Origin of the sequence: Ancylothrix sp. D3o (assembly GCF_025370775.1) — a bacterium.
Lineage (GTDB): Bacteria > Cyanobacteriota > Cyanobacteriia > Cyanobacteriales > Oscillatoriaceae > Ancylothrix.
In genome coordinates this window covers 476,610-501,810 of the sequence record NZ_JAMXEX010000002.1, presented here as the reverse complement: position 1 = coordinate 501,810, position 25,201 = coordinate 476,610, and the positions used below count along the sequence as shown (strand labels likewise).

Genomic DNA, 25,201 nt, shown 5'->3' with positions numbered 1-25,201 from the left:
AAAGAAAATTCTATCAAAAATCTCATCATGTCCAAAACCTTCAATTATCCAACCCCCCGGAAAGCTGAACAATTCGACGACTATCACGGTACAACCGTTGCAGATCCCTACCGTTGGTTAGAAGATCCAGACTCGGAAGAAACGCAACAATGGGTACAAGCACAAAACGAAATTACCTTTAAATTTCTCGAACAAATTCCCCTCCGCGAAACCCTCAAACAACGACTCACCAAACTCTGGGATTACGAAAAATATAGCATCCCTTTTAAACAAGGAAACCGCTATTTTTATTATAAAAACGACGGCCTGCAAAATCAAAGCGTCCTCTACACTTTAAAAAGTTTAGACGGTGAACCCAGAGAATTACTCGACCCAAATAAACTTTCTGAAGATGGAACCGTTGCACTTTCTGGAACCGCCATTAGTGAAGACGGAAATTTATTAGCTTATGGCTTATCTTCCTCTGGTTCCGACTGGCAAGAATGGAAAGTTAGAGACATCGAAACCGGCCAAGATTTAAACGATCATCTCCAATGGATAAAATTTTCTGGTGCATCTTGGACTCACGACAATCAAGGCTTTTTTTATAGCCGGTATGATGAACCCAACGAAGCCACAAAATTAGAAGATGCAAACTACTTCCAAAAACTATATTATCACAAACTTGGTACACCCCAATCTGATGATATTTTAATCTATCACCGGCCCGATCAAAAAGAATGGGGATTTGCCGGTGGAGTCAGCGAAGATGGCAAATATCTGATAATTTCCGTATGGCTAGGAACCGACCCCAAAAACCTCGTTTTTTACAAAGATTTAACAGATTCAAATAGCCAAGTAATCGAACTAATCAACGAATTTGAAGCAAGTTATAGCTTCATCGATAACGACGGTACTCTTTTCTGGTTCCATACCGATTTAAACGCACCTCGCGGACGAGTTATTGCCATCGATATCAACAACCCATCAAAGGAAAACTGGCCAGAAATCATCCCCCAAACAGACGAAGTTTTAGAAAGTATTGGCTTACTGAATAACCAATTTGTTGCCGACTTCTTAAAAGATGCCAGAACCCAAGTTAAAATCTTTAACTTAGATGGTTCTTTTGTCCGCGAAGTTGAACTCCCCGGAATTGGTTCAGCAGGAGGTTTTGGTGGCAAACGTCACGACACAGAAACCTTTTATAGCTTCACCGGCTTTACCTCCCCCGCCACCATTTACCGCTACGACATGATCACCGGAAAAAGCACTGTTTTCCGCAAACCCAACGTAGATTTTAACCCCGAAGAATACGAAACCAAACAAATTTTTTACCCCAGCAAAGACGGAACACAAGTTCCCATGTTCATTACCCACAAAAAAGGCATCCAGCTAGACGGAAACAACCCCACCTATTTATACGCTTACGGCGGCTTTAGTATCTCCTTAACCCCCTGGTTTTCCGTCGGACAACTTATTTGGATGGAACTCGGCGGAGTCTTAGCTATCGCCAATTTACGCGGCGGTGGCGAATACGGCGAAGACTGGCACCAAGCCGGCATGAAACACAAAAAACAAAACGTTTTTGATGACTTTATTTCCGCCGCCGAATGGTTAATAGAAAACAAATATACCCAACCCAAAAAACTCGCCATTGGTGGCGGAAGTAACGGCGGTTTATTAGTAGGCGCTTGCATTACCCAACGTCCCGAATTATTCGGCGCAGCCCTCCCCGATGTCGGCGTTATGGATATGCTACGCTTTCATAAATTTACCATCGGTTGGGCGTGGTGTTCTGAATACGGTTCCCCCGAAAATCCCGAAGACTTTAACATTTTATACAGCTATTCTCCCCTGCATAATTTGAAGCCAAACACCACCTATCCTGCTACAATGGTAACAACCGCAGACCACGATGATCGCGTTGTACCGGCCCACAGTTTTAAATTTGCAGCCACCCTCCAAGAAAACCACACCGGCGAAAACCCCGTTTTAATTCGCATTGAAACAAAAGCGGGTCATGGCGCCGGTAAACCTACTGCTAAAATCATCGAAGAACTTGCCGACAAATGGGCATTTTTAGCGAGAGTTTTAGAAATTTCCTAAAACAAAAAAAACCTGGATTGTTTAAAGTCCAGGTTTTTAAAAACTATTGTTTACGTTTATTCAACAGTTAAAGACACATTTGATTGGCAGAAATCAACAATTGAGGGTTCCGCCACAGAACCATCTTCAAAACCGACCGTAATTGCCCACTCACACTGACTACTATCGGTCGCTTTATCCCAAATTAAAGTAAGGGAATCACCAGAATTAATAGGGCCATCTAATGTAAAATCACCCACAGTCTCATTTCCTGCTACTTCTGCTGCCACCACCGTCACAATAGCTTTAGATGTGTTATTGGTTAATTTAAATTTGTACTCTCCCGGATTCTGTGCCAACAACACATTTCCTGTTTTATTCTCAAAAGATTCTGCTCTCACAGAACTTGTTTGCACCCCTGCAAACACCAAAGAAATACCAGCCACCAACACGGCTAATTTTTGATTCAATTTCATTTGTTTTCCTGCTAGTTATAATTAACACTTGTCAGCAATGCACCCTGAAATCATAAAAAATCCGCTCTTAGTTACGAGCTTTACTTTAGATCGCTTAAAAGTTTTTTTTGTTCCCCAAAAAACAATAAAGAAACAGCTTATAAACTAAAACCTGATAAATAATTTAATATCATGGATATTTTTGAATGTCAAGGGCTGTTAAAAGCCAATTTGAAATTTTTAAATTTTCTTAATATAAATTAAGCATCCTGGCCAGCTTTTCTATTTTAATTATCAGCATCAAAATCACTTGACTCTATCTAAGCCAAGCAAAAAAATACCTAAAAAACAATTCAACAATCATCCCCTATTTCTCCAAAAATAGGGGAAAAACCCTTAAGCATTTGCTGACAAAAACGGAATACTTTCCGCAAACTTATCCTTAACTGTAACGCCTTGTTTTTTTGCCCAAAACTGACTTAAAAAATGAATTTGGCGCAACCCCACAACTAAATTTAAACCAGGTACAAACATCCACCAAACCGTTAAAGGTTCCTTCAACCCCGCCTCACGGTAAAGCCCATTCACCGTCTTATAAAGCTTAAACTGCACAATATAAATCCAGACAATTCCTAACAAAGAAAACCAACCAAACCACCCCGGAACATCAGGATCAAAAATACGCAATAATTGCGGAATTGCCACCCCCAACACAAACGGTAATAAACACTTTGTACCAGACCACCCCTCACCATTATACCGGCGCAACTCTTCCTGAATAATCCACTTATACCAGCCATAATATAGCAAGCCGGTTACACCCGATAACAAAATCACTTGCCAAAGCGGACGAGGTTTTCCCAAAGCTTTTGTATCCATAACTACAAATTATTAGCAATGATTGCCAGATAGTTAACATTTCGTAATATACAAGAAAAAACCCACCCTAATAAAAAACTTAATAAGGTATCTCAGACCCTTGCATATTTTTTCTTATTCTGTTAAGCCTTTTTATATAAACCAAACCAGAAAATTACAAACTAATTAGAAACCTCTTGTTACAAAAAACGTCAGCTAAAAACCATAATTCTCATATTTTGTGCGGAGTACAAAGTGATTACTCTCACCTTGGTGCATCGACTTTCCAACCTACCGGCCCAAAGCTGGACATTTGAAAACCAAACGCTGATCCGCGTTGGCAGATCCGCCGACAACGACGTTATTTTGCACAGCGCAGTCGTTTCCCGCCACCACATCGAACTCAAACGTCGAGGGTGCCGGTGGACACTCGTTAACCTCAGCAGTAACGGAACCTACCTCGAAGATCATGCCATCATCGAAGTCCCCGTTACCGATAATATGATGATCCGCCTCGCCAATTCTGGCCCCCAAATACACATCAAAACAGGTATAACCCACTTTAAAAACCTCCCCAAACCCACTCAAACAACCTCTGGCGCAATCATTTGACGAATAGCCAAAGCAGTAGCCGGCGCCAACAAAACCCCATTCCGGTAATGGCCGGTTGCCAGCAAAACATTTTTATAACCAGATAACGCTTCAATCACCGGCGCCGGTCGCCCTTCTGGACGCGGACGCAACCCCGACCATTTTCTCACAATCTCCCCGCCTTCTAATTGCGGGCAAAATTGCACTGCTTGACGCAAAACCTCATCCAACAAACCATCATCCGCCACATCCGTAAACTCAACCGTCGCCCCCACCCAATAATCACCACCACCAACCGGCACAATGTGCACATCATTACCCGTAATCACCGGCTCACAATTATCCGCCAAAGGTTGCGGCAAACGCAACAACAAACCTTGACCCAAAACCGGCTTAATTTCCACCTGATTTTGCAGACCAAAACTGCCCAAACCCGCCGCAATAACCACCCAATCAGCCCCTATAATTCCCCCCCTTATCCTCACCTCAACCCTGGCTTTTTCCGCATTAAAATCAAACCCCTCAACCCCCACCCCAAACTCAAAAACCGCCCCATTTCTTTGAGCACCATCAACCAAAGCCGCAGTCAAACCAACCGGATCAACTTGCCGGTCATCAGGAGAAAAAACCGCACCCAAAACCCCCTCACAACACACCTGCGGAAAACGTTTTTTAAAATTATCCAAACCAATAATTTCTAACTCAAAACCCTGTGATTTACGAACCTCAGCAAGATGTTGTTTTCTCCCCAACTCCTCCTCATCAAAACACAACATCAAAATCCCATTCCGGTTATATAAAATCCTTCTTCCCGTCAACTCTTCCAACTCAGGAATTAAACTTTCATAACGCCGCATACTAGCCAAACGCAACCGCCAATTTTTCCCCTTCACCTTATGACTAACCACCCCCATCAAAACCCCAAGCGCCGCCGCAGTAGATCCCAAAGCCGGTTCATCCTTCTCCAAAACCCTAACCCGCAAACCCGAAACCCTACTCAACTCATAAGCAATAGAAGCCCCAACAACCCCACAACCAACAACAACAACATCCATAAAAATCTGTTAAACCCTCAAATATAATCCATAAAAAAACCACAGACAAACACAGAAAAACAATCCTATTCATCAGCGTTCATCTGCGTTCATCTGCGGTTAAAAATTAAACCTGCGGAACCAACTTCAAATAAGCATCAAAATCATTCAAAGCCTGGTTATACTTCTGTACCGCCAAAGTATAATTACCCACCTCCGCAGCCTTATCAATAGCCTCCAAATCAACAAAAAGGTCTTTCGCCGCCTCACGCGCCTGCGGTTGATCCTTCGGCAACAAATTGCGGTTTAAATAACCAATATCCTGCCGCAACTGGCCCAAAGGCCCGTGAATAAAAGAACCAACATTCACCCATTCGCGTTTTTTAATCAACGCTTGCAACTCATCCATCCGTCCCCGGTACTCAGCAATACGAGGTTCATATTTCTTAATAAGCTGAACTTGAGCCGGTGTATAAGTCGCCGCCTTTGTCGCCGCAAAACTGGCAAAACTAAAGAAAAACGACGCAAAAACCACCAAAACAACCGCCAAAACTGACCGAAAACGAGACATAACCAAATTCTTTGTCATAAACCAATCACTTAGCGTTCCGAACAAAAATATATCAAGATAGGGCGCTCAATGATTAGGGAAAACAGACTAAACTTGCATATTTAACACAAAATACGGTGGGCATAGCCCACCATTCCCCTAAACCTCAGAGCGCCGTAAAAATGTTGTAATCCCATTTCCCACGTCTTCCGACCAATGCTCCTGGGGATAATGAGCACTTTCTGGCAACTTCACCACTTCTTTAGTTTGCAAAATACCCGCAAATTTTTCTGCCCCTTCAAAACTTAACCAAGGGTCAGTCATTCCCCACATAACCAAAGTCGGATGACTCCAACCGGCAAAACCGCTTTCAACCTCAGCCATCGCCTGATTAAGTTGCAAATTGCGAACCGTATAAAGCAAACTACGCCCAGCAGCAGAAGTCTTCAAAAAAGGCCGGCGATAGATATCTAAATCTTGATCAGAAATGGGCAACCGGCAACCGGCCTCAAGAATGCGCTCAACAGAAAGAGGATCTTGAGTCACCATATCGCCAACAAACGGCAAACCAAGCTGCTGAATACGAAAAGGCACCTTAGCCTCCTTAAAAACCGGCGCATTCAAAATCGCCAACCGGCCAACTTGTTCTGGGTAACGCAAAGCATACTGCAACCCAACCGAACCCAAAAACCCCTGCACAACCAAATGAAACTTATCAACCTCCAGCGCCTTCACAAACCCCCCCAAAGCCTCAATAAAAGCATCAGGAGTATAGGCAAAATCGCGCTTTTCTGGCTTAGAAGACAAACCAAACCCAACCCAATCAGGCGCAATACAGCGAAACCCATTTTGCGTCAAAATCGGCATCACCTCAGTCCAACAATGACTCTGAGAGGGAAACCCATGTAGCAAAACCACCGGCAACTTATCCGATTCCCCCACCGGATTAGACTCCCGATAAAACCACTCTAAATTGCCTACTTTAATTAAATCTTGTTGAATAGCCACGATCTTACTCAAAAAGCCGGTCAACTTTTGAGCTTACCGTCAAGTGGTAACACTAAGCAAGAGATTTTTTTTCGACTTCTCTTTTTTTCCACTATTCCAACTTTTCCAACATTTCCAAACTTTGTTTATTGCCCGATAAATTCTTGGCTTCTCCGGGTAAATTCACCGGCACCACAGCAGGAAACTCAACCGCAGCCGCGAGTCGGTATTTAGCTTTTTTTAAGCGTTGTGCTGCTAACAGTTTTTCTGCCGGTTTTTCCGCCTCCGAAAAAGTTATCTCCGCCATTTCCAGGGCCGTTTTCGCCGCCTCAACATCTATTTTATTGCCTCTTTCTGCCTCATTGACCAAAATTGTTATTTCATCTTTTTCTACTGAAGCAAAACCACCACTTACATAAATAGGAATCCAGATTTTTTCAAAGCGAATTTTCACCAGGCCGGTGTCTATCATCGTCATCAGCGGCACATGACCTTTAAGAATTCCCACCAGGCCGGTTTTTGTTGGCAAAATTATCTCAGTGGCCGGTGCATCCCAAATTGTTTTTGAAGGAGTCGTTAAATGAAGATTTAAAGCCATATAAAATTGGTAAACTGTAAATCAGTTGTAGCAAAAAATTACCAAAAAATCAGTAACAATTGTACTAAATTTTCCTGAAATTGCCGGTTATATTAAATCCGGTTTATATAGGGTCTGTTCGAGGGTCGTTTTTTTAACCAGTGGAGCAGGCATCCTGCCTGCTCTTAGCGGCTCATGTTGCCAGATCCACAGATAAATTACCTTTTGGGCATCGGATTTGGTATAAGGCCGTTAAAACCGATAAAAAAAGCTGGGAGAAACCCAGCCAAAAAACTTACAAAGCTAGGTGTAACCCAGCTTACTAAAAATTAACCGGCTTAGGCTTCATCCAACGCCGCAATACCGGGGAGAACTTTACCTTCGAGCAATTCCAAACTAGCGCCGCCGCCAGTAGAAATGTGGCTCATTTGCTCAGCCAAACCAACTTTTTCCACAGCAGCAACCGAGTCACCACCACCGATAATTGTAGTAGTACCCTTGGGAGTTAATTCTGCCAAAGTCCGAGCAATAGCTTCCGTACCTACAGCAAACTTATCAATTTCAAAAACCCCCATCGGGCCATTCCAAATTACCGCCTTGCAATCGGCTAAAGCTTCTTGGAAAAACTTAACAGAATCCGGGCCAATATCTAAACCCATCCAGCCATCGGGGATATTTTCAATGCTGACAACTTGAGAATTAGCATCAGCAGCAAATTTATCAGCCACAACCACATCAGTAGGTAGCAACAATTGCACACCTTTTTCTTTAGCTTTAGCTTCTAAAGTTTTAGCAAGTTCGAGTTTATCTTCTTCCACCAAAGACTTACCAACATTCAAGCCGCGAGCTTTGAAGAAAGTAAACACCATCCCGCCACCGATGATCAATTTGTCGCATTTTTCTAGCAAAGTTTCAATCACACCAATTTTGCTAGAAACTTTAGAACCGCCAATAATTGCAGCTAAAGGACGTTGGGGATTTTCGATAGCAGCTTGCAAATATTGCAATTCTTTTTCAATCAAATAACCGGCCACAGAAGGCTTAAGATATTTGGTGACGCCTTCGGTGGAAGCGTGGGCACGGTGAGCAGTACCAAACGCATCGTTTACATACAAGTCAGCATTGGCGGCTAACTTAGCGGCAAATTCCGGGTTATTCTTTTCTTCATCGGGGTAGAAGCGGACGTTTTCCAACAAAGCGACATCGCCGTTTTGCATATTGGAAATGGCGGCTGCTACTTCATCGCCAATGCAATCATCGCACTTGACAACGGTTTTACCCAACAATTCCGAGAGACGTGCAGACACCGGCGTGAGGCGGTATTTTTCCTCAACACCTTTGGGACGTCCGAAGTGAGAGCACAAAATCACCTTTGCGCCTTTGCCGGCTAAGTCTTGAATCGTCGGCAGTGCAGCCCGGATACGGGTATCATCGGTGATGTTGCCGCTATCGTCTAAAGGCACGTTAAAATCGGCCCGCACCAACACGCGCTTACCCGCTAGGTCTGACTCCGATAAATTTGCTACAGTTTTCTTGGGCATTGATAAAACCTCCTAATTGCGTTTTTTTGTTTAAATTCCACCGCATCTCTTGCGAAACTCAAGAGCGGTTGGAAGGAAATCTACCCGACGGTGCGCCGTAAACATTTTATCGAAGAGTGTGTCTTGGAGTGACTTTATGTTTAAGACTGTTTTATTTCCCATGGATCAAAGCCGCGAATCCCGCGAGGCTGCGGATACTGTTGTTAATATGGTTAAAACCTTTAGCAGTCGTTTGGTTTTGTTGTCGGTGGTAGAGCCGGCAGATCCCGAAACGCCTGCCGGTAGCACGATGTCATCGCCCGATGCCATAGCGGAATTGCTCAAAAATGCTCAATCGATGTTTTCTCAAAAAGGCATCGATGCTCAAATTATCGAACGCGAAGGCAAGCCGGCTTTTACGATTTGCGATGTGGCTGACGAAATTGGCGCCGAATTGATTATCATGGGGTGCCGGGGGATGGGTTTAACTGAAGAGGGCGCTTCTGAGAGCGTCACCAACCGCGTTATCAACCTCGCACCCTGTCCGGTGTTAATTGTGCCATAGGCATAAATCGTCAATAGTCAATGGTCAAAAGTCAATGGTTAAGGGTCATTGGTCATTGTTCATTGACTTTTGACAAATCACAAATGACTTTTGACAAAGGATTTTTGAAAAATGAGTATTCAATGGTATCCGGGGCATATTGCCAAGGCTGAACGGCAACTTGCAGAACAGTTAAAACGAGTAGATGTAGTTTTGGAAGTGCGCGATGCGCGTATTCCTTTGGCAACGCAACACCCGCAGATAGAAACTTGGGTGGGGGGCAAAAGTCGGGTTTTGGTAATCAACCGGCTTGATATGATTCCCCCCGGAGTGCGGCAAAATTGGGAAAAATGGTTTAGATCCGAAGGCGGAACAGCATATTTTACCGATGCACAAAATGGGCAAGGTGTCAAGTCTGTTTTAAAAGCTGCTCAGGGTGCCGGTGTGGCCATTAATGAAAAACGGGCCTCGCGGGGAATGTTGCCGCGTGCGGTGCGAGCGGTGGTGATAGGATTTCCGAATGTGGGAAAATCGGCGTTAATTAACCGGCTTTTAAACCGCCGGGTGGTAGACAGTGCAGCGCGTGCGGGGGTGACTCGTAGTTTGCGCTGGGTAAGAATTTCACCAGAAATTGAATTGTTGGATGCGCCTGGGGTAATTCCTGTGAAGCTGGAAGATCAGGAAAATGCCTATAAATTAGCAATTTGTGATGATATTGGCGATGCTTCTTATGAGGATTATTTAGCGGCGGTTAAGTTGATAGATTTAATGACTTATGTAGAAGCGATCAGCGAGGGTTTAGTGAGTTTGGAGGGCGTTAAATCTCGTTATGAAATTGACCCGTTATTGGGGAATGCTGAGGATTTTTTGCAAAAGGTTGCTCAGGTGAAGTTTAAGGGAGATGTGGAGAGAACTGCGAAGTTAATTTTAACTGAGTTTCGCAAGGGAATATTGGGGCCGGTGCCTTTGGAATTACCGCCGGTGATGTGATTTTAGATTTTAAATGGGTAGGTTGGGTTCGTTTTGTGGCGGTAGTTCGGCACCGAAAAGAAACCCAACAAATGCTACTTAATTTTACAAGTGTGCGGCGTAGCTGGCGGAGCCAATTAAGCCAACTTCGGGGTTTAAAACTACCCGCACCGGCACTCTTTCTACCAATCCAGAAACCCGTCCTTTATGCCTAAAAGCATCCATAAATCGGTTATCTTCTTGAAGTAATGGCAAAATTTTTGCAGCAATTCCTCCGGCTACATAAAGACCGCCATAGGGTAATAATTTCAAGGCTAAATTTCCTGCTTCTGCGCCGTAAGCTTCCACAAAAATTTGCATAGTTTCTTCAGATAAATCATCGCTTTTTTCTAAGGCGGCTGAAGAAATGGCGGCGGCGGGATCAACAGTTTTTTCTTTGCGTCCTGCTTGCTGTTCCCAACTGCGGACAATTTCGGCTACTTTTGAATTGTGACTGCCTTGCCGGTCGCGTAAAAATTGATAAATTGCTACAATTCCTTGACCGGAAACGACCCGCTCAACCGAGACACGAGTGATGCTATATTTATCAATCAAATACTCCAATAAATCAAATTCTAATTGATTGCGGGGCGCAAAATCTGTGTGCCCGCCTTCTGTGGAAAAGATGTGATAATTCGCGCCTAGGGGAACGCCAAAACATTGCCCCAAGCCGGTGCCGGCACCGATAATAGCAATGGGTGCTTTTATATCAAATTTACCGGCTTGTAAAGTATGAATATCTTCTGAGTCTAAAGCTACAACTCCGTAACCAACAGCGGCAAAATCGTTGATTAAACTTACTTTGCCAATGCCTAAATCACGTTCTAGCCGGTGTGCTTCCAATAACCAGGGTAAATTGGTTAATTTGGCTGTGTTATTAACCACCGGCCCCGCAATGGCAAAACAAGCTTTTTCGGGGATTTGTTTTTCGCCTAATGCTGTTTCTGCTGCTGCCAAAAACTCCCGCACCAGCGGGACTAAATCGGGATATTTTGCACTTGGATATTTTTCTTGAAAGAGGCGAATTTTACCTTTTGATTGCACATCCGTCAAGCGTAAAATTGTTTTAGTTCCGCCAATATCACCGGCTAATACTTTTGTCATTTGTCCTTTGTTTTGGGTGTAAGGTTAATTGTTAATGGTCATTTGACTCTATTTTAAATGCGACGTATCGCCATTGAGTTCTATCAACCATTGTTCACCATGCCGTACCAATTTGAAAAGGCAACAAAGATTAACTTTCATTTCGGCGTCAGCTTGGTTATTAGTTAAGCCCAAAACGGCACCTAAAACAGAAGCGCCGTGTCCAACTAATAAGATATCTTCGGGGTATTCTTCGGCGAGCAGTTTTGCTGTTAAAGCGGATCTGCCAAAGACTGTTTCCTCAGTTTCCGGGTAAGTGGGGATAACAGCAGAAGAATAGCTAATGTCAAGATTTGGAAATTGGGAATGTAAGGCGCTGATGGGGAGAGTTTCGGGTTTTTCTGTCATCCATTCGGCGTTTAGCCATTCGCTTAAACCGGCCTCAACTTTCACCGGCACTCCAATAATGTCGCTAACCGCATGGGCTGTTTGTACGGTTCGCAAAAATGGGGAGGCAAAAATATGTCTAATTCCGGCACCTTTGAGGCGTTTTCCTAGCAGTTTTGCTTGTTCGATTCCGTCATCCGAGAGGGGAGGATCGTACCGCCGTTCTGCTGTATTAAACCATTCTGGGTTAACAAAGTCGAGCCGGTTTGCGTGTCTTGCGATCCAGACAATTTGAGCCATTTAGGGAGGAGAGTGATGGGGGTTTAGCACATTTTACAGCGAACGTCACGAAGGATGAAACAACCTTGCCGTTACAGAGGCCGGCTGTTAAGCTGATTGCTGTCAATCTTGGCACTAGCAAACTTGTTGTAGCCTGATTATATATTTCATAACCAGTTGGACAAAAAGTTTCTATTAATTCCTTTTTTAGCAAAGGATAGATCCTCACTTACTTTTCCTAATTACCAATCACGAATTACCAATCACCCGAAAACTATGCTACAAATCAAATTTCTGTGCGATTCTGTTCTCAAACAACAACCCCTGCAATCTTCGCAATTATCCGCCGAGCAAAAATGCGATATCAAAGCAGGGTGCAGTTATGATGTGCAAGTGTACACACCCATGCTTGATCACGTCAAAGTTACGTTTGCAAACCAGAATTTTCAAGGTAAAAATACTTGGTATGTTTACCAAAAACACGCGGTTATAGTCAAAGATAAAAAAGTTGTTTGTCCGTCGGAAATTAAACTCAAGGTTCCCTATAAATCGCAGTTGGATAATACAGCCTATCCCTACGGAACTTGCAATGTTACGAGCATAGCAATGGCTCTTTCTTATTTGGGTTTAAAAGGCAAAAATCCCAAACAACAACTCGAAGATGAGTTTCACCATTGGATGCAAGCGAAAAATTTAGACCGGCATTCCCCTCAAGATTTAGCTAAATTGGTGGAAGGTTACGGTTACAAAGACACCTTCAAAACAAACGCCACCGTTGAAGAAGTTCAAGAGTGGTTAATTCTAGGTAATCCTGCTGTCATTCACGGATATTTTACGGCATCGGGTCATATTGTTTGCGTGGTTGGTTTTAACCAAAAAGGCTTTATTATTAATGACCCCTATGGTCAATGGCACTCTGATGGCTATGATACTTATTCTTCTGGTGCCGGTTTGACTTATTCCTATGGAATGATTGATAAAACTTGCCGGCACGATGGCGATTTCTGGGTACATTTCATCTCCAAAAAGTAAGAGCTTTTTAGTGTTGATAAGTTCAATAACAACCCGGTTTTTCCAAAAGACCGGGTTTTTTATGTTGGCTTTGTGCGGCAGATGCAAGCTTATTTTACACAGATTGGTGGTTGGCTTGTTTTAGGGTTTAATTGCCTGCTTAAAAACAAAAAATTTCTTATTATTTTTTTGCAAAATTTAATATTTTGTTATTTTATGTTATTTTATCCCCCTTACAAAATATTTTTGTTTGAGTTATAAACAGATCACACCCCTTTTCTGCCAAACAAATTTTCTATGAAGCTCAATCAGAAGCTCTACCTGTATTCATCCCTTGCTCGCTTTCCGTTGCTGAAAAAAAGTTACACTGCCAAAATTATGATCGTGGCGTTTTTAGGAACCCACGTTCCTCTGTTAGCTTTAATTTTTAGTTTTATTACATCACACTCGGATTCTTGGCAAACGACCGTGCGAGTGTTGGTAGTTGCTTTGGTGGCTACACTAATAGGAACAGGCGCAACTCTCTACGCATTGCGTCATTTGCTGATGCCGGTTATTTTAACATCCGATGCCCTGCAAAATTATGTGAAAAATAAAAAATTGCCTGTTCTCCCTACAAAATTTATCGATGAAGCGGGAACCTTGATGGCTGATACTTCCCAAACACTTCACCAACTCGATGAATTAATTAACTATATCAGTCACTATGATGCGCTGACGGGATTGCCCAATCAAAATTTATTCTGCCAACGCCTGGAAGGAATTTTATCTCAGACTGAAAATAAACAGCGACTTGTGGCTGTTTTTTTAGTAGGAATTGATGATTACACCGGCCTCAGTCATGCCTTAGAACAGGATACCTTAAGTTTTCTTTTAAGAGCGATTGCCCAGCGGTTAACAACCTGTATTTCTTCCCATGATATCCTGGCTCATATAAACAAGGATGAATTTGCCATTGCTCGTTTAGAAATACCTTCTTTTGAAAGCGCTATCAGTTTAGCCCAATTGTTTGTGACATCCCTAGAAAAGCCTTTTTTAATAGAGCAACAAGCGATTCATATTACAGCCAGTGTTGGCATTGTTTTGAATGCTTTGGACGAAAAAAATGATGTAATTAAGCTGCTGCATCAAGCCAATATTGCCCTTTATCAAGCCAAAGAAAAAGGCCGAAATCAATATCAATTTTTTTCACCGGAAACTAATGCTAAATTACGGGATCGCTTAATTTTAGAAAATGAATTGCACGGGGCCCTAAAAAGAGGTGAAATGGTGGTACACTATCAGCCTTTAATTGACTTGCAATCCGGCCAAATGACAGCCGTTGAAGCTCTTGTTCGCTGGCAACATCCTCAACGCGGTTTAGTGTCTCCGGGGCTGTTTATTCCTATTGCCGAAGCTAATGGTTTAATTGTGCCTATTGGTGAGTGGGTTTTACGCACTGCTTGCGCTCAAACTCGTCGCTGGCAACTTGATGGTTTACCGGCAATTCGTATTTCAGTAAATTTGTCTGCACGACAATTTGAACAACCGAATTTAGTTGAGGTTATTCGGGAAGTTTTGACGGAAACCGGCCGGGAAAATTCTTTCCTTGAATTAGAAGTAACGGAAAGTTTTTTGATGGGTGATGTTCAACGTTCTGTTAAAACTTTAGAAGAATTGCGCGAGTTAGGAGTCATTCTAGCGCTTGATGATTTTGGCACCGGCTATTCTTCTCTTAATTATTTGAAACGTTTTCCGGTTCATATTCTAAAAATTGACCGTTCTTTTGTCCAAGATTTGACATCCAATTCTGATAGTGCTGCTGTTACTGATGCTATTATTGCTTTAGCAAAAACGCTGCATTTAGAAATCACGGCTGAGGGTATAGAAACGAAAGATCAGCTTGATTATTTGCAAATGCGTGGTTGTGATGAAGGTCAAGGTTATTATTTTAGCAAGCCGGTGCCGGCTGAAAATATTGCTGCTTTGATTAATAAGAGTTTTTCCTAATCTAGGTTTTTTTTGTTGGGCTGGAAGAGTGTTATAATTAAACCGCAGATAAACGCGGATAAACGCAGATAAATAGGATGGTTTTTTTATGATGCAAGCGTATAAGGTTAAAGGGAAAGTTGATGCGGCGGGTCGTTTAACGCTGAGTGAACCTGTGAATTTACCGGCTGGAGATGTGGAAGTTTTTATTGTTGGGGAAGTTGAAAAAGTGGCTGATAATTTTACAGATGAAAAAAAAACGGTGGCTGAACAACTAACACGCACAGAACTCAAGTCTAGCAGCAATATTTTTAGTGAGTGGTTAGCGCAAGCTAAACCAGTTTCACCAGATTTTGATGAAGATGCTGTAAGATGGGAAGCGTTAAAAGAGAAGCATGGATTGTGAAAATTTTAATCGATACTAATGTTATTATGGATGTCGCTCTTGAGCGGCACCCTTTTTTTGAGGACAGTAACCAAGTTTTTACTTTGGTTCAACAACAAAAAGTAGAAGCCTATGTATCGGGTTCAACTTTTGGCGATCTTTACTACCTGATCCGCAAAAATCAAGGCCGAGAAGGTTCTCTTGATTTTTTAAGGCGTTTAGTAACTATTTGCAGAGTTGCTACTGTTAACCAAGATGTCATTAACCGTTCCCTCAGTAGTAATTTTAGAGATTTTGAAGATGCCATACAATACCACACCGCTATCATCAATAATCTGGAGGTTATTGTTACCCGCAATACCCAAGATTATAGAGAAGCTTCTTTGCAAATTTTGACCCCTACTCAACTTTTAGAACAATTCACAAGTTAATAACATTTATCTGCCGGCATCCTCAAAAATGCCTTCACTCTCAACAAACTCAGGATGCGACGCCGGCTATCACAAATCTGAGATAATTAACATCCGGTCTATTAGGTTAAAAAACAATGCGACTCTCACAAATGTTATTTGTCACCCTGCGGGAAGATCCAGCCGAAGCGGAGATTCCTAGCCATAAACTTTTGTTACGCGCCGGCTATATCCGCCGCATCGGTAGCGGCATTTATGCCTATTTACCCCTGATGTGGCGCGTTCTCAAAAAAGTATCGCAGATCGTCCGCGAAGAAATGGACGCCACCGGCGCCCAAGAAACTCTGCTGCCACAACTCCAGCCTGCCGAACTGTGGCGCGAATCGGGCCGGTGGGATACTTATACAAAAGCCGAAGGTATAATGTTTGCTCTCACAGACCGGCAAAAACGGGAATTAGGACTTGGCCCAACTCACGAAGAAGTTATTACTACAGTTGCCAAAGAAATGATTCGTTCCTACCGGCAACTCCCTGTACATTTATATCAAATTCAAACCAAATTCCGTGACGAAATTCGCCCCCGTTTTGGCTTAATGCGCGGACGCGAATTTATTATGAAAGATGGCTATTCTTTCCACACAAATGAAGAAAGCCTCAAAAAAACTTACGCAGATATGCACACCGCTTACAGTAATATGTTGCGCCGGTGTGGTTTAAAATTCCGTGCCGTTGAAGCAGACTCCGGCGCCATTGGTGGGTCTGGATCTCAAGAATTTATGGTGCTTGCAGAGGCCGGTGAAGATGAAGTTTTATACACCGAAGATGGCAACTATGCAGCTAACGTAGAAAAAGCCGTTTCTATTGCCCCCGATGCCGAAATCTCGCCCTTCAGCAGTTACGAAAAACGCGAAACTCCGGGGACAGATACTATCGAAAAACTTTGCAAATTCTTGAAAACTTCCCCCACCACCATTGTTAAAAATGTCCTTTATCAAACTGTGTATGATAATGGGATGACAGTTTTGGTATTGGTAAGCATTCGTGGTGATCAAGATGTCAACGAAGTAAAACTGCAAAACGAACTTACCAGACAGGCGGGGAATTATGGCGGAAATACGATTATTTCTCTGACGGTTCCCGATGCAGAAGCACAACAAAAATGGGCAGCAAAATCTCTTCCTTTGGGTTACATTTCTCCCAATTTAGAAGATAGCTATATTGCCGGAAGTAAAGAAGTTTCTTCTAAGTTTTTGCGCTTAGTTGACTACACGGCGTATAACTTGAAAAACTTCATCACCGGCAGCGACGAAAGCGGTTATCACGTTGTGGGTGCAAATTGGGATGAAAACTTCAAACTTCCACCAAAAATCTTTGATCTCCGCAAAGCAAAAGCCGGAGATCGAGCTATTCATCACTTCGACCAAACATTACAAACTGCGAGAGGAATTGAAGTCGGTCATATTTTCCAACTTGGCATCAAATATTCCAAAGCAATGAATGCTACCTTTACCAACGAACAAGGCGAAGAATTGCCTTTAGTGATGGGATGCTATGGAGTAGGTGTTTCCCGCTTAGCTCAAGCAGCCGTTGAGCAATCTTACGACAAAGATGGTATCATTTGGCCGGTGGCAATTGCTCCTTATCACGCCATTATTACCATTCCCAATATCGGAGACAAGCAGCAAATTGAGATAGCAGAAAACCTCTACAAAGGTTTAAATGAAGCTGGTATTGAGACTTTATTGGATGACCGAGATGAGCGGGCCGGTGTAAAATTCAAAGATGCAGATTTAATCGGCATTCCCTATCGCATTGTTACCGGAAGAGCCATTAAAGACGGTAAAGTGGAAGTCGTAGAACGCGCCACGAAAAAAGCTCAAGAAATTGCTATTGAGGACGTAATTTCTACCATCAAAGAATGGATGAGTAAGGCGATTGAAAGTTAAAGAATAAAGACAGCAGACGCTTGTTAGGGGCGGGTTATTCTCAATTTATTGCGCCATAAATCTTTAATAAACCCGCCCCCTCTTGGCTGTATTTATGGGTCAAAAAAAAGGTTTTTGCTCATTCAACGGGCTTAATAGGAAGATGGATAATAAATTCAGATCCTTGTGTAATTTCGGAATCACATATTAATTTTCCGCCGTGTTTTTCTTCGATAATACTGCGGCTAATTGATAGCCCTAAGCCGGTGCCTCGGCCTATAGGTTTGGTGGTGAACATTGGTTCAAAAATTTTGTTTTTTACTTCTTCGGCCATACCCGCACCGTTATCTTTAACGCGGATAATGACTGATTGGGAGTCTAAAGATTGAGTATGAATTTCTATTTTACCCGGCTGCTTTGGAGAAGCCAAATAACCACGAGTACCGGCTTCTTCGATGGCATCAATGGCATTAGCAATTAAGTTCATAAATACTTGATTGATTTGGCCCGGATAGCAAGTGACTAGGGGAAGATCGCCGTATTTTTTAATAACTTCTATGACTGGCCGGTTGCCTTTTCCTTTGAGCCGGTGTTGCAAAATTAATAATGTGCTGTCTATTCCTTCGCGGAGGTTTACCGGCTCTTTTTTGGAGGAGTCTGAGCGGTAAAAATTTCGCAAAGAAAGGCTTAAAGCTTGTATGCGTTCGGTTCCTACTTTCATAGAAGCGATTATTTTTGGCAAATCTTCTAGTAAATAATCCACTTCTATTTCTTCGGCGTGTTCTTGAATTTGGGGTGCCGGTGTGGGATAGTTTTCTTGATAAAGCCGCAAGTGTTCGATAATATTTTCCATAAAGCCTTCAGCGCAGGCAAGATTCCCAGAAATACTGCTCAAAGGGTTATTAATTTCGTGCGCTACACCGGCCACTAACTGTCCCAGGGTAGCTAACTTTTCTGTTTGCACCAGTTGCAGTTGAGTTTCTTGTAAAATATGCAAAGCGTCACTAAGTTTATGGGTACGTTCGTTGACTCTCTCTTCTAACTCTTGGGTTAGTTTTTGCAAGGCCATTTGCGCTTCGTAGCGCTCCTCAATTTCTTGCTTTAATTGCAAGTTTTGCTGATATATTTTTTGGTTCAATTTTTGTAGTTTTAGGTGCAATTTAATTCGCGCTAAAACTTCATCTGGCTGGAATGGTTTGGTGATATAATCCACCGCTCCCAAGCTTAATCCTTTAACTTTATCAACCACATCCGAAAGAGCCGTCATAAATATAATGGGAATCTCAGCAGTAGTTGAATTTCCCTTAAGCCGACAGCAGGTTTCAAAGCCATCAATTCCCGGCATCATTACATCCAGTAATATCATATCCGGCGGTTCATAATTAGCTTTTTCCAGAGCGCTTTCTCCATCACGAGCCACTCTCACTTCAAACCCTTCTTCATCCAAAAAATCCGAAAGCACTCCTAAATTTGCCGCCTTGTCATCGACAATTAAAATAATATCTTTCTCGGCTGCATATAAATCATTATTCATACATTTATTCCCTGTACTGATTGATGAACTGTACAATTTCTTTCTCCTGAAAGTTTTTTGCCATTTCGCGCAACGTGCTGGCAAACGCCATATATTTACTATCCTCCGCTTCCAGTTTGGCCGCTTCTTTACCTATTGCTTTAAGATTGCCTTTTTTAGCTAACTCAAACAAGATTTCAAGCCTTTCTGGCGGTAGATAGAGCGCAGCAGTTTCGCTTTTTATACAAGCTAAATTTTGCTTTTCTCCCAACTCACCGAAAGAGTTATCTTGGGCCGGCCCAGAGCCACAAGGCACATCTTCTTTATACACCCATTCTAACCCCAAATGCTCTTTTAATTTTGAAAGCAATTCTTCTTCTCGCACCGGCTTCGGCAAAAAATCATCGCTTCCCATCTCCAAAAACTTTTGCTTATCCGTGTCAAATACACTCGCCGAAGAAGCCACAACTCTTATATCCTTAAACTCAGATAATTGCCGGATCTGCCGCGTCATTTCAAAGCCATCCATCACCGGCATCACCATATCAACCACAATCAAATGCGGTTGAAATTCAGCCGCCACCGCCAAACCTTCTTTACCATTAGCCGCCTCTGCCAATTCAAACCCCAGCGGTTGCAAAAAATTCATAATCACCGAACGATTTTCCCAGCGATCATCCACCACTAAAATTTTCAACTTTTGGCCGGTGTATCCACTAATTATTTTATTTACTGCTACCTTTTCTCTACCATGTTCTGCCACCTCCACTAACTGTAAATCTAACCAAAAAATACTCCCTTCTCCCAATTTACTTTTTACCTCAATTTTGCTCCCCATCATCGTTACAATTTTTTGGCTAATTGCCAATCCCAAGCCGGTGCCTTCACTTTGTCGCCTAGTCTCACCCACTTGCTCAAACGGCAAAAATATCTTTGACAATTGTTCAGCATCTATTCCCGCGCCGGTGTCTTCAACTTCAAAGCGAATTGTATAAACTTTTTCTTCCTTCCCTCCATCATTTTTAACATCAACTCCCAACACTTTCACCCCAAAAGTTACCCCACCTTTCTCTGTAAATTTAATTGCATTTCCCAATAAATTAATCAACACTTGCCGCAAACGTTTTTCATCTCCTAGCATATAGGAAGGCAGAGAACTTAAAACCCGGTAACCAAAGGCAATATCCTTTTGCTCTGCCCGAATTCTGCAAATTTCCACCACCCCCATCAACAACGAAGGCAAATAAAAAGTTTCCGGGTGCAATTCCATCTTTCTCGCTTCAATTTTTGACAAATCCAAAATATCATTAAGCACCGTCAGCAAATGCGAACCACACTGATTAATAATCCTGACTCCATCCAATTCTTTTTGTGTCATGGTTTTGGACTTTTGCAGAATTTGTGCATAGCCCAAAATTCCATTCAAAGGCGTTCTCAATTCATGGCTCATATTCGCCAAAAATTCGCTTTTTGCCTTATTCGCCGCATCCGCCGTTTCTTTCGCTTTTTTCAAATCTTTTTCCGACTTTCGCAGCGCTTCTTCGACTTGTAAACGCTCTTTTATTTCTTGTTGCAATTGCAAATTTTGCTTATCTAATTCTTCTTCTGCCAACTGCCGGCTTTCTTCCGCCAACACCACCCACCACGCCGTAATTCCAATCACAATAACCAGCGTTGCATATAACTTTAAAAACGTTTCCAATAATTGCCGCGAAACCACCGGCAGCATTTCCGGTATCCCCGCAGCTTGATAATAAATAACCCCAAAAATTGCCCCGGCAAATCCAGATGCCGGTAAAAATATCCCCAAATATTTAATCAGCCTCGCTCCCAAAATTGGCGAAATTTTTTCTCTAAAAGTTGCCTGATAAATAAACTCTACCGGATGTTGAACGCTCCCCATCTCTTCCTTACAAGCATCGTGACAGCGAGCATCCAGCGAACAGCAAAGCGAACAAATTTGCCCATCATAAACCGGACAAAAAGCCATATCCGCCGGCTCATATTCATTCTCGCACACGCAGCAACGCAAAGCTTTTTGATTAAGCAAAACAAAGCCCTCTTCTCCCCTCTCCTCCCCCGTCACCAAAACAGGAGATAAAGCTTCTGTATTCGCATAAATATTTTCTCTAGCAATGTAATATTTCCCTTTCGTAATAACCGCAATAACCGGCGACAAAACAAAAGCTACAACCAGCGCAATAAAAGGCGAAAACGCTTTAATATCACTGCCAAAAAACCCCAAAAAAGCAGCAATTGCCACCCCCGAACCCACCAACATCGAGCCAAAACCAACCGGATTAATATTATATAAATACGCTCTTTTAAACTCAATATAAGAAGGACTTAAACCAACCGGTTTATTAACAACTAAATCCGCCACCAAAGCCCCCACCCAAGCAATTGCCACATTAGAATACAGCCCCAACACCGCATCCAAAGTTTCAAAAACCCCCAACTCCATTAGCAATAGCGAAATCGCCACATTAAAAACCAACCAAACCACTCGCCCCGGATGACTATGCGTTAACCGCGAAAAGAAATTTGACCACGCCAAAGAGCCGGCATAAGCATTTGTCACATTAATTTTAATTTGAGAAATAATTACAAAAAACACCGCCACAGACATCACCACCGCCGGATTATCAAACACATCACTATAGCCGGCTAAATACATTTGAATCGGCTCTTTTGCCTTCGCAAAATCCACACCATGATTAATCGCCAAAGAAGCCAAAAATGCCCCCCCAAGCTGCTTTGCACCCCCTAAAATAATCCACCCAGGGCCGGCTAAAATTACCGCTGTCCACCACTGAAACTTATTATCTTCCTTCAAATCAGGCAAAAACCGCAAATAATCCACTTGTTCGCCCAATTGAGCAATTAATGAAAACGACACCGTAGCCGCTGAACCAAAAAGCAACCAACTAAAACTTGCGCCGCTTTCTGATTTTCCTGCAAAATTTACCCAATTTGAAAAAGCAGTTGGATCTTTATAAAGAACAAAAATATAAGGTAAAATCATCAACGTTAACCATATTGGCTGCGTCCAAAATTGCAACTGGTTAATCAGCGTTACCCCAAAAAATACCAGCGGAATAATAATCAGCGAACAAATTACATAACCCCAAGCCAAAGGCAAGTGAAAATACAAATCCAAAGCTTGAGCCATAATCGCCGCTTCCAACGCGAAAAAAATAAACGTAAAAGAAGCATAAATCAGCGATGTAATCGTCGAACCAATATAACCAAAACCGGCCCCCCGCGTCAGCAAATCCATATCAATATTATATTTAGCTGCATAATAACAAATTGGCAAGCCAGCCAAAAAAATAATCGCCCCCACCACCACAATTGCCCAAAAAGAATTAGCAAACCCGTAGTTAATTGCCAGAGAACCGCCAATCGCTTCTAGCGCCAAAAAAGAAATTCCCCCTATCGCCGTATTAGCAACTAAAAATTCTGACCACTTCCTAAAAGATTTTGGCGCATACCGCAGCGCATAATCTTCTAAACTTTCCGTCGCCACCCAACTGTTATAATCGCGTCTGGCTTTTACAACTTTTTGTGATGAAAAATTTTTCATAAGTTATATTTTTCTCCTTCTTTTAACTTTTATGTAAAAACTTTACAAATCAGCCTTCTCGTTTGTAAAATTTTTATAAAGCTCACTTCAATAAACCGGCCTCTCAGGGAACCATTATCAAGCAAATTCTGCTTTTATGTAGGCTCGATTCGCAGCGGCTTCACTTTTTTTTGACCGGCACCCTAATTTCTCGCTTACTCTATGCTTCAAATTATAACCCTAGAGATTGCTATTATAATTTTTCCCTTTAAAAAAAATAATCAAATTACCTTCGTCATCAAAAATCAAGGAGTCTGAACCAAAAAAAAACTACCTTATGTTTTTGGAATTTGGTATCGGATTTAACAAAAAAGCCTCAACCTATATACACCTACAATAACTTTATTTACCGCCCATCTATCCTAAACAAACTCCTTTCAATTTTGAGCCTTGTTTTTTCTATATATTCCCATCAAAAGGCCACGAGTTATGCTCAGGAAAAAAAGCCCCTTTCTAAAATAAACCGCGTTTTTATAACAGCTTTGTCTACTTCATCCAACTAAAAACCGCTATAATTTTGCTCAAAATGATATTTAGTCACACCGGCACCCCCAAAACCCCCAGCACAGACGCAACAAAAACCAAAACTTTATTCTCAGCAAATTAGGCAAAAAACATCAAAAACCCCCAGCCCAAATTATCACCCATTTACTTGCCGAAAAGCCCCACATCAAGCCCTAGAAATCTTTACCAACAAACCCGCAGCCAAACATCTCAAAGCCAGGCTAAAATTAACACACCTCCCAGATAAATCAACAAACCTAAACCTTAAAAATGGAAATTTTAAGCATCCTCCTCTCACTCATCCTAACCATCATTTCCCCCGTCGGCTTCATCGCAGACAGCGCCGCCGAAAAAGCCATTCGCAATCAACTTGAAAGCGTCGAACAATTACAAGTCCGCATCGACAACACCCCCAGCTTTCAACTCATCCAAGGAAAAGTAGATCGAATTAGAATTGCCGGCAGAGGATTATACTTAAAACAAGACATCCGCATCGACACCCTCGAAATAGAAACAGACCCCCTAAACATCGACATTCAAAAACTGCGACAGTCCCGACAAAACCTAGATTTATCAGCCCTGAAATCCCCCCTAAACGCAGGCATTCGCATAGTATTAACCCCAGAAGACATCAACCGCGCCCTACAATCTCCCCAAATCACAAACCGGCTCAAAAACCTAACCACCAGCATCGCCGACTTAGCCCAAACCGAGCAAATACAACGCTACGAAATCCTCAACCCCCGCCTAGAATTCTTAGAAAACAACCGCCTTAAATTACTCGTAGAAATTCAAGAAAAAGGCTACCCAGAACGCCTTAACCTCGACATTGAAACAGCCCTCACCCTCAACCAAGGAAAACTACAATTAACCGACCTAAGCATATTAGCCAACAACGAACCAGCCCCACCCAGACTCGTCAACACCCTAACCCAACGAATAAACAGCCGCCTCGACATTCAAAACATCCAAAATACCCAAATTTTGCTAAGATTCCTAAAACTAAACCTCACCCCAGAACAGTTAGAAATAGCCGCCTTTGTCCAAGCCAAACCCAACCCGCAAACAGGAAACTAAACCCGCCACCGTGAAGTAATAAAAACAGACCAGCTTTTCCTTGTTTTCCACTCCCAAAAATGACCGGACGCTCCTCATAGCTATAGTAAAGAAGCCAGAAAGCACCGCCAAACACCCAATAATCCCCAAAAGGAGACACAAATTCATGGAAGAACAACAACAACAACCAACCCGCCGGCCACCCAGCAGCGCCATCGCCGCCATCCTAGCCGTTTTATTAGTCGGCGGTGGTGGTGCAGCCTGGTTGCTATCCAACAACAAAACCACCCAAACAACAAACAACCAAATTTCAACCCCCATTACCCCCACCCAAACGCCGGTACAAATACCCGTCACCCCCCCACCCAGCGCCGTTCAACCCACCGAAACAGCAAAACCGGCCCAACCAACCGCTCAACAAACAGCAAAAGTTTATTGGCTAAAAGACAGCGGCACCAGTACGGAATTAGTACCCGTGCCCATCGCCACCACCAAAACAGAAAAACCCGCAGATAGCCTGCAAACCGCCTTCAACACGCTTTTAACTAGCCCCCCCAGCGGCACCTTTAGCAGCATCCCCCAAGGCACCAAAATCAACTCCGTCAGCGTTAAAAACGATGGCATCCACGTTGACTTATCCCCCGAATTCAAAACCGGCGGCGGGAGTGCTGCAATGATTTCTCGTTTAGCCCAAGTCCTCTACACCGCCACAAGCACAGACCCCAACGCCCAAGTCTGGCTCTCCGTCGATGGTAAACCCCTCGAAGTTTTAGGCGGTGAAGGTTTAGTCGTGCCGGTGCCCCTGACTCGCCAAACCTTTGAAAAGGACTTCTCGCTTTAATTTTTTGGCCGTCAACTGTCATTTAT

Annotated in this window: 22 protein-coding genes; 11 read left to right on the top strand and 11 right to left on the bottom strand. The window is 42.8% G+C overall.

Annotated features, from left to right (window positions below):
- The first annotated feature begins 27 nt into the window (after nucleotides 1-27).
- Nucleotides 28-2,085, top strand: coding sequence for a prolyl oligopeptidase family protein (locus tag NG798_RS06430; protein WP_261221200.1), 2,058 nt, complete (start codon nucleotides 28-30; stop codon nucleotides 2,083-2,085).
- A 56-nt stretch (nucleotides 2,086-2,141) separates the two neighbouring features.
- Here NG798_RS06430 and NG798_RS06425 read toward each other — a convergent pair whose 3' ends face one another.
- Together NG798_RS06425 and NG798_RS06420 are read right to left on the bottom strand one after the other, a co-directional pair.
- The gene (locus NG798_RS06425; RefSeq protein WP_261221198.1) at nucleotides 2,142-2,540 is read right to left on the bottom strand and encodes a hypothetical protein; all 399 of its coding nucleotides are present in this window, start codon (nucleotides 2,538-2,540) and stop codon (nucleotides 2,142-2,144) included.
- 375 nt (nucleotides 2,541-2,915) lie between these two features.
- Entirely contained in the window at nucleotides 2,916-3,398 is a 483-nt protein-coding gene (locus NG798_RS06420) for a hypothetical protein (protein WP_261221196.1), read from the bottom strand.
- Nucleotides 3,399-3,632: 234 nt separating this feature from the next.
- Here NG798_RS06420 and NG798_RS06415 point away from each other — a divergent pair, with 234 nt between their 5' ends.
- Entirely contained in the window at nucleotides 3,633-3,989 is a 357-nt protein-coding gene (locus NG798_RS06415; protein ID WP_261221194.1) for an FHA domain-containing protein, read from the top strand.
- Here the strand turns inward: NG798_RS06415 and NG798_RS06410 are convergent.
- The 5 genes from NG798_RS06410 to NG798_RS06390 all read right to left on the bottom strand — a co-directional run bounded on the left by NG798_RS06410 (nucleotide 3,962) and on the right by NG798_RS06390 (nucleotide 8,657).
- Nucleotides 3,962-5,023: an FAD-binding oxidoreductase gene (locus tag NG798_RS06410; protein WP_261221192.1), complete on the bottom strand. Its 1,062-nt coding sequence runs from the start codon at nucleotides 5,021-5,023 to the stop codon at nucleotides 3,962-3,964. The two genes, NG798_RS06415 and NG798_RS06410, sit on opposite strands and share 28 nt — an antisense overlap.
- 106 nt (nucleotides 5,024-5,129) lie before the next feature.
- Nucleotides 5,130-5,573 carry a photosystem II protein PsbQ gene (gene psbQ / locus NG798_RS06405; protein WP_261221190.1) on the bottom strand — a complete coding sequence of 148 codons (444 nt, stop codon included), beginning with the start codon at nucleotides 5,571-5,573 and terminating at the stop codon, nucleotides 5,130-5,132.
- Between the two features lie 138 nt (nucleotides 5,574-5,711).
- A complete protein-coding gene (locus NG798_RS06400; RefSeq protein WP_261221187.1) occupies nucleotides 5,712-6,560 on the bottom strand; it encodes an alpha/beta fold hydrolase in 849 nt (282 codons plus the stop codon).
- A gap of 91 nt (nucleotides 6,561-6,651) precedes the next feature.
- On the bottom strand, nucleotides 6,652-7,137 hold the full coding sequence (gene atpC, locus NG798_RS06395) for an ATP synthase F1 subunit epsilon (protein WP_261221186.1): 486 nt from the start codon (nucleotides 7,135-7,137) through the stop codon (nucleotides 6,652-6,654).
- A gap of 317 nt (nucleotides 7,138-7,454) precedes the next feature.
- Complete coding sequence (locus tag NG798_RS06390; protein ID WP_261221184.1) at nucleotides 7,455-8,657, bottom strand: phosphoglycerate kinase; 1,203 nt, start codon at nucleotides 8,655-8,657, stop codon at nucleotides 7,455-7,457.
- Nucleotides 8,658-8,793: 136 nt separating this feature from the next.
- Between NG798_RS06390 and NG798_RS06385 the strand changes: the two genes are divergently transcribed.
- Complete coding sequence (locus NG798_RS06385; protein WP_261221182.1) at nucleotides 8,794-9,201, top strand: universal stress protein; 408 nt, start codon at nucleotides 8,794-8,796, stop codon at nucleotides 9,199-9,201.
- A gap of 111 nt (nucleotides 9,202-9,312) precedes the next feature.
- The gene (gene ylqF, locus NG798_RS06380) at nucleotides 9,313-10,170 is read left to right on the top strand and encodes a ribosome biogenesis GTPase YlqF (RefSeq protein WP_261221180.1); all 858 of its coding nucleotides are present in this window, start codon (nucleotides 9,313-9,315) and stop codon (nucleotides 10,168-10,170) included.
- A gap of 84 nt (nucleotides 10,171-10,254) precedes the next feature.
- Here ylqF and NG798_RS06375 read toward each other — a convergent pair whose 3' ends face one another.
- Together NG798_RS06375 and NG798_RS06370 are read right to left on the bottom strand one after the other, a co-directional pair.
- The gene (locus NG798_RS06375) at nucleotides 10,255-11,292 is read right to left on the bottom strand and encodes a glucokinase (protein ID WP_261221178.1); all 1,038 of its coding nucleotides are present in this window, start codon (nucleotides 11,290-11,292) and stop codon (nucleotides 10,255-10,257) included.
- Between the two features lie 48 nt (nucleotides 11,293-11,340).
- Complete coding sequence (locus tag NG798_RS06370) at nucleotides 11,341-11,958, bottom strand: histidine phosphatase family protein (RefSeq protein ID WP_261221176.1); 618 nt, start codon at nucleotides 11,956-11,958, stop codon at nucleotides 11,341-11,343.
- A gap of 255 nt (nucleotides 11,959-12,213) precedes the next feature.
- On the opposite strand from NG798_RS06370, the gene NG798_RS06365 reads away from it, so the two are divergent.
- From NG798_RS06365 to NG798_RS06345, 5 genes are all read left to right on the top strand, one after another.
- Nucleotides 12,214-12,969: a C39 family peptidase gene (locus NG798_RS06365; RefSeq protein WP_261221174.1), complete on the top strand. Its 756-nt coding sequence runs from the start codon at nucleotides 12,214-12,216 to the stop codon at nucleotides 12,967-12,969.
- 276 nt (nucleotides 12,970-13,245) lie between these two features.
- Nucleotides 13,246-14,937 (top strand): bifunctional diguanylate cyclase/phosphodiesterase, encoded by a 1,692-nt coding sequence (locus NG798_RS06360; protein WP_261221172.1) that lies wholly within the window; start codon nucleotides 13,246-13,248, stop codon nucleotides 14,935-14,937.
- Nucleotides 14,938-15,025: 88 nt separating this feature from the next.
- Nucleotides 15,026-15,322, top strand: a complete 297-nt coding sequence (locus tag NG798_RS06355; RefSeq protein ID WP_261221170.1) for a hypothetical protein — start codon at nucleotides 15,026-15,028, stop codon at nucleotides 15,320-15,322.
- On the top strand, nucleotides 15,319-15,732 hold the full coding sequence (locus tag NG798_RS06350; protein ID WP_261221168.1) for a type II toxin-antitoxin system VapC family toxin: 414 nt from the start codon (nucleotides 15,319-15,321) through the stop codon (nucleotides 15,730-15,732). The genes NG798_RS06355 and NG798_RS06350 overlap by 4 nt, the downstream gene beginning before the upstream one ends.
- Nucleotides 15,733-15,848: 116 nt before the next feature.
- Nucleotides 15,849-17,657, top strand: a complete 1,809-nt coding sequence (locus NG798_RS06345) for a proline--tRNA ligase (RefSeq protein WP_261221166.1) — start codon at nucleotides 15,849-15,851, stop codon at nucleotides 17,655-17,657.
- A 118-nt stretch (nucleotides 17,658-17,775) separates the two neighbouring features.
- On the opposite strand, the gene NG798_RS06340 is transcribed toward NG798_RS06345, so the two are convergent.
- Nucleotides 17,776-19,170, bottom strand: a complete 1,395-nt coding sequence (locus NG798_RS06340) for a response regulator (RefSeq protein ID WP_261221164.1) — start codon at nucleotides 19,168-19,170, stop codon at nucleotides 17,776-17,778.
- Between the two features lie 4 nt (nucleotides 19,171-19,174).
- A complete protein-coding gene (locus NG798_RS06335; protein WP_261221162.1) occupies nucleotides 19,175-22,735 on the bottom strand; it encodes an ATP-binding protein in 3,561 nt (1,186 codons plus the stop codon).
- Between the two features lie 813 nt (nucleotides 22,736-23,548).
- Here NG798_RS06335 and NG798_RS06330 point away from each other — a divergent pair.
- Both NG798_RS06330 and NG798_RS06325 read left to right on the top strand, forming a co-directional pair.
- A complete protein-coding gene (locus NG798_RS06330) occupies nucleotides 23,549-24,355 on the top strand; it encodes a DUF2993 domain-containing protein (protein WP_261221161.1) in 807 nt (268 codons plus the stop codon).
- 145 nt (nucleotides 24,356-24,500) lie between these two features.
- The gene (locus tag NG798_RS06325) at nucleotides 24,501-25,175 is read left to right on the top strand and encodes a GerMN domain-containing protein (RefSeq protein WP_261221159.1); all 675 of its coding nucleotides are present in this window, start codon (nucleotides 24,501-24,503) and stop codon (nucleotides 25,173-25,175) included.
- Nucleotides 25,176-25,201: the final 26 nt, after the last annotated feature.